The organism is Shewanella sp. Pdp11, from assembly GCF_002838165.1.
Lineage (GTDB): Bacteria > Pseudomonadota > Gammaproteobacteria > Enterobacterales > Shewanellaceae > Shewanella > Shewanella hafniensis.
Genome location: NZ_CP015194.1, coordinates 1,027,040 through 1,032,760, shown reverse-complemented (window position 1 = coordinate 1,032,760; position 5,721 = coordinate 1,027,040). Strand labels below are relative to the sequence as shown.

General features: G+C 44.6%; 4 protein-coding genes. All 4 read left to right on the top strand.

All coding sequences use genetic code 11. From position 1 onward, the window contains the following. The first annotated feature begins 91 nt into the window (after positions 1-91). The 4 genes from AYJ58_RS04695 to AYJ58_RS04680 are packed head-to-tail and all read left to right on the top strand — an operon-like array spanning position 92 to position 5,702. Complete coding sequence (locus AYJ58_RS04695) at positions 92-2,269, top strand: type I secretion system permease/ATPase (protein ID WP_106649186.1); 2,178 nt, start codon at positions 92-94, stop codon at positions 2,267-2,269. Beyond that, positions 2,266-3,648, top strand: a complete 1,383-nt coding sequence (locus AYJ58_RS04690) for an HlyD family type I secretion periplasmic adaptor subunit (protein WP_106649185.1) — start codon at positions 2,266-2,268, stop codon at positions 3,646-3,648. The genes AYJ58_RS04695 and AYJ58_RS04690 overlap by 4 nt, the downstream gene beginning before the upstream one ends. 27 nt (positions 3,649-3,675) lie before the next feature. Beyond that, a complete protein-coding gene (locus tag AYJ58_RS04685) occupies positions 3,676-5,094 on the top strand; it encodes a TolC family outer membrane protein (protein WP_106649184.1) in 1,419 nt (472 codons plus the stop codon). After that, positions 5,094-5,702: an OmpA family protein gene (locus tag AYJ58_RS04680; protein ID WP_106649183.1), complete on the top strand. Its 609-nt coding sequence runs from the start codon at positions 5,094-5,096 to the stop codon at positions 5,700-5,702. Before AYJ58_RS04685 ends, AYJ58_RS04680 begins: the two co-directional genes overlap by 1 nt. Positions 5,703-5,721: the final 19 nt, after the last annotated feature.

Genomic DNA, 5,721 nt, shown 5'->3' with positions numbered 1-5,721 from the left:
ATAAAATCAGTTCAGATGGCCTATAGAAATATAGGCCATCATGACCGATACTTGCCATAACCATATAAAAATCCAAAGGATAAGTAATTAGGTGTCAGCTGCAGCTTCTGAAAAAATTGACCAATGGACCATTTCAGCCTCGCAAAGAGTCTTAGTGGATCCGCTGCTGGATTGTTTAGTGTTACTCACTGAGCATTTTGGCAACCCATGCTCATGCGACTCGCTTGCGGCAGGTTTACCTTTGTCAGGTGCGGTATTAACACCCGATTTATTACCTCAGGCCGCGTCGAGGGCCGGCCTAGCGGCGAAGTTATCTCGAAAAGGCTTAAACGAAGTATCACCGATATTGCTTCCCTGTATTTTGTTATTAAAAGACAAGAAAGCCTGCATATTGCGTGAACTTGATGTTGAGTCAGATAAAGCGATTATTCAATTACCCGAGACAGGTGGTGAAGAGACGCTAACCATTGAGTCGCTCGAAGCCTTATATGTGGGATATTTATTCTTAGTTAAACAAGAATACCGTGGTGACATGGGCTTTGATGTTTATCTACATGATAATAAAACCCACTGGCTAGTCCAAACCTTAAAAGATTCTGCCCCCATTTATCGTGATGCATTAATTGCTTCTGTATTAGTGAATTTGTTCGCCTTAGTCTCGCCGTTATTTATTATGAACGTGTATGACAAAGTCGTGCCCAACCTTGCCTTTGAGTCCCTGTGGGTGTTAGCGATTGGTGCTTCTATTGCGTATCTGTTTGATCTTGTCATGCGCCAACTCAGAAGCTACCTGATTGATGTAGCAGGTAAAAAAGTAGACATCATAGTGTCTTCTCGCCTATTCGCTAAAGCGATTGGTATCCCCTTAGAAAAACGCTCCCCCAGTATTGGCGGTATGGCAAAACAATTAGGCGAATTCGATAACATCCGTGAAATTTTAACTTCGGCAACAATCACGACCTTAGTCGATCTGCCCTTTGCATTATTTTTCTTAATTATTATCTACATCGTTGCCGGCGATCTCGCGATTGTTCCAGTGATCGGTGGCGTTATCATTATTGGCTTTACACTTTATATCCAACCTAAACTCAAAGCCGCTATCGAAGAAGGCAATAAATTTTCAAGCCTGAAACATGGGCATTTAATCGAAAGTTTATCGGCGCTAGAGTCAATCAAAGCCAATGGTGCCGAAGGGATAGTACAAAAAAGCTGGCAACAGATGATAGGCCACAGTGCCAACTGGCAATTAAGGTCAAAAAAGCTATCTAACTCTGTCTCGAACGTGGCTAACTTCACAGTGCAATTTACCGTTGTTTGCGTCGTCATTTTAGGTGTTTATCGCGTGGCCGATAATGCAATCTCTATGGGCGGAATTATTGCAGCCGTTATGTTATCAAGCCGTGCTATTTCACCTATGGCGCAGCTTGCAGGCCTGATGACCAGAGCAAACCACACTGCCAGCGCACTGCGTCAACTTAATGAAATCATGACTCAAGAAGATGAGTTTGAAAATAAAGGGCATTTGGTTAGCAAACAAAGACTAATAGGTAAAATCAATGCTGATCATGTCGGCTTTGCTTACCCTGGTTCAGAAAAACCAGTACTCCATCCAATGTCACTGACCATAAATCCCGGCGAGCGTATTGCAATTATCGGCCGTAATGGCTCAGGTAAAAGTACCCTTGCCAAGTTATTGGTTGGGTTATTTCAACCGACAGCAGGAAGCCTGCGTTATGACGGTTTAGACTCAGCACAGATCCATCCGAGTGATTTACGCCGTAATTTTGGTTATTTGCCCCAAGATGTGACCCTTTTCCACGGTTCGATTCGGGACAATATTTTATTTGGTACACGCCAAGTCACTGAGCACCAATTAATCCGTGCCGTACAGCTTTCTGGAGTGAGTCAATTTACCAACCTAGAAGCAGAGGGGTTAGACCAACAAGTCGGCGAAGGAGGCATGTCGCTCAGTCGCGGACAAAGACAAACCGTTGCCCTTGCGCGTGCCACACTCAATGACCCTCCAGTGCTATTGATGGATGAGCCCACCGCCAGCTTGGATGCGCGCGCGGAACAACAATTTATTCGCTCAATGCAGAATGTCAGCAAAGACAGAACCTTAATTCTTATTACCCATAAGATGCATCTGCTGCAGCTCGTCGATCGCATTATCGTACTCGAACGCGGCCATGTGGTCGCTGATGGTCCCAAGGCAGAAGTGTTAGAAAAACTCAATTTTGGCCTCGTGAATGGAGAAGCTAAAAGATGAGTAAAAATCTAACCGCGAATGACTTAGACATGGTTGATGATGTCTACGGCGCCATGATGACTGACGCCCCTAGCGGGCACAGATTAATCATATGGGCACTTGCAGCTATGGTTGTGTGTTTTTTACTGTGGGCAGGGTTTGCTAAATTAGACAAGGTCACCACTGGTTCGGGGAAAGTCATCCCCTCATCACAAGTCCAAGTCATCCAGAGTTTAGATGGCGGCATCATGCAAGAGCTATATGTACAAGAAGGTGAAATGGTAACGAAAGGCCAACCTTTAGTACGTATTGATGATACCCGCTTCCGCTCTGATTTTGCTCAGCAAGAGCAAGAGGTTTTGGGCTTAAAAACCAATGCTATTCGTATGCGCGCGGAACTCGATAGCATTCTCATATCAGACATGACATCAGACTGGCGCGAGCAAGTGCTCGTTACTAAAAAAGCCTTGGTATTTCCTGAGAGCATCATTACCGCGGAACCTGCCTTAGTTAAAAGGCAGCAAGAAGAATACAACGGACGGTTAGATAATTTAAGTAACCAACTTGAAATCTTGGTCCGTCAAATTCAACAAAGACAACAAGAAATTGATGATCTTGCGTCTAAAACAACGACATTAACCACCAGTATGCAGCTGATCTCCCGTGAGCTTGAGCTCACTCGGCCGTTAGCTAAAAAAGGTATCGTTCCTGAAGTTGAACTACTCAAACTTGAACGTACTGTGAACGATTTGCAAGGCGAACTGAATTCAATGCGCCTACTGCGCCCGAAAGTTAAAGCGGCGATGGATGAGGCTATCTTAAAACGCCGTGAAGCCGTATTCGTCTATGCCGCCGATCTACGCGCACAACTCAATGAAACCCAAACCCGCCTTTCTCGTATGAATGAAGCACAAGTGGGTGCACAGGATAAGGTCAGCAAAGCGATTATCACCTCCCCAGTTAATGGCACCATTAAAACCACTCATATCAATACGCTCGGCGGCGTTGTGCAACCAGGTGTCGATATTATCGAAATAGTGCCATCGGAAGATCAGCTACTGATTGAAACTAAAATCTTGCCTAAAGATATCGCCTTCTTACACCCAGGGTTGCCGGCAGTGGTAAAGATTACCGCCTATGATTTTACCCGCTATGGTGGTCTTAAAGGAACAGTTGAACACATCAGCGCTGATACGTCTCAAGATGAAGAAGGTAATAGTTTTTATCTCATTAGAGTCAGAACTGCAGAATCCAGTTTAACCAAAAACGATGGCACACAGATGCCAATTATTCCGGGAATGTTGACTTCGGTTGACGTTATCACGGGGCAAAGATCCATACTTGAGTACATTTTAAATCCAATTTTAAGGGCTAAGGATACAGCGCTCAGAGAGCACTAAGCCTTTTTATAAACCGGGAGGTTGGTCATGAAGACTTCAGCAAAACGACAATTTCAATGTTCAAAGATAGCCATAGTGCTGTCATTAATTCTGTTACCTTTATCGGCTCAAAGCCAGACGTTAGAGCAAGCCGTTGCACATACGCTTGATACGAACCCTGATTTACGTGTTGCCTTCAACCGCTTTAAAGCGCGCGAAGAACAAGTTAATCAAGCAATAGCAGGTTATATGCCGACGATTGATGTCAGTGGCGGCTACGGCTACGAACAAACTGACAGCGTGTCGACTCGTAGACGACCAAATGTCGGCGATGTCGATAGCAAAGGAGTTGCAGAATTAAACCGCGGAGAGTTTGGTGTTAGCCTAAAACAAATGCTCTTCGATGGTTTCTATACTAGCAGTGAAGTTGATCGTTATAGCTTTGAAGCCAGTGCAGACCAATGGGCGCTGCTTGCTGCAGCTGAAGATATGGCGCTCGATGTCAGTAAAGTCTATCTCAACTATTTACGCACCGATGAAGTGTTAAAATTAGCCGAGAAAAACCTTAACAGCCATAAAGAAATTTATGACCAGATTAAACAACGTACTGACTCAGGTTTAGGCTCAATCGCAGATCTATCCCAAATCTCGGGACGTTTGGCGCGTGCTAATGCTAACGTTATTTCTGCTCGCAACAATTTACTTGATGCAAAAGCGCAGTACATCAGAATTGTAGAGTCGGCACCAGCAGACTTAATCTTACCTGTGCCCGATGCAGAGATGCTGCCAAAAGATCTAAGCTCTGGCATTATCGCAGCACAGGAGAATCACCCCATACTCAAATCTGCAGCAAATGATATTAGTGCCGCCGAGAATGAACGTTCATCAGTACAATCTAATTACTACCCTCAAGTTTCTTTGGAGCTGAACGGTAATTGGAATAATGATGTCGGCGGCGAAGATGGTATCTCTGGCGCTGGCGCATTCCGTAGTGATGTGGGTGGCTATAGCAATGATTTAATGGCCATGGTTAGAGTAAAATATAACTTATTCTCGGGTGGTAAAGATCTCGCCCGTGAGAAAGAAACAGCATACAAACTTGGTGAAGCCAAAGAAATCCGTCAACGCGCTCAGCGCGAAGTCGTTGAAGGCGTGAATTTGGCTTGGAACGCATTTGAATTACTGGCACCTCAAAAGCAATACATCCGAGACCATGTTATAGCCGCAAAGGATACCCAATCTGCCTATGCCCAACAGTTCAATTTAGGCCAACGCAGTCTTCTCGACTTATTGGATACCGAAAATGAACTCTTCGAGGCGCGTAAAGACTATTTACAGGCAGAGTATGATGAAATCATTGCTAAGTATCGCGTACTCAATTCTACCGGACGCTTATTAGACTCTCTCAGAGTCACTAGGCCCGATGCATGGCGTGGAGAGCGCAACTATGAAGGAGGAGCTAACTAATGAAAACTATCACATTTTTTCTCAGTGTCATTCTTTTAGCTGGTTGTTCAATGCGCGATACAGTTAATATTGACGAAATGACCACAACTCAAGCCTATGATCTATCAGATAAAGATAGAGATGGGGTCATTGAGGCCCGTGAACGCTGTAATGATACCGCTCAAGGGGCCGGCATTGACAACTATGGCTGTGGCAAAATCAAAGCGATTAATGAGCGTAAAGAGTTAAGCATTTTATTCCCAAATGATTCTGCTTATATTGCACCAGAGTACTATCCTCAAATTGAGGAGGTTGCAGTATTTTTACAACAATTCCCAACGACTAAAGTGACTATTGAAGGGCACACAAGTCGTACAGGAACTGATGAACGCAACTTAGTATTATCGCAAGAACGTGCCGATGCAGTGACAGCTGTGCTAGCCGAACGCTTCAGCATAGATAGAAGTCGATTAACAGCTATTGGATATGGCCCTAGCCGCCCAGTGGTGTTAGAGCGCACTCCTGAAGCTGAAATTCGTAACCGTCGTGTCGTGGCAGAAGTCACAGGTGATGATACGGCAACAGACATGAAATGGACGATTTACTCTGTCGATGACAACACAAAATAAAGGACCCACACATTAGGTT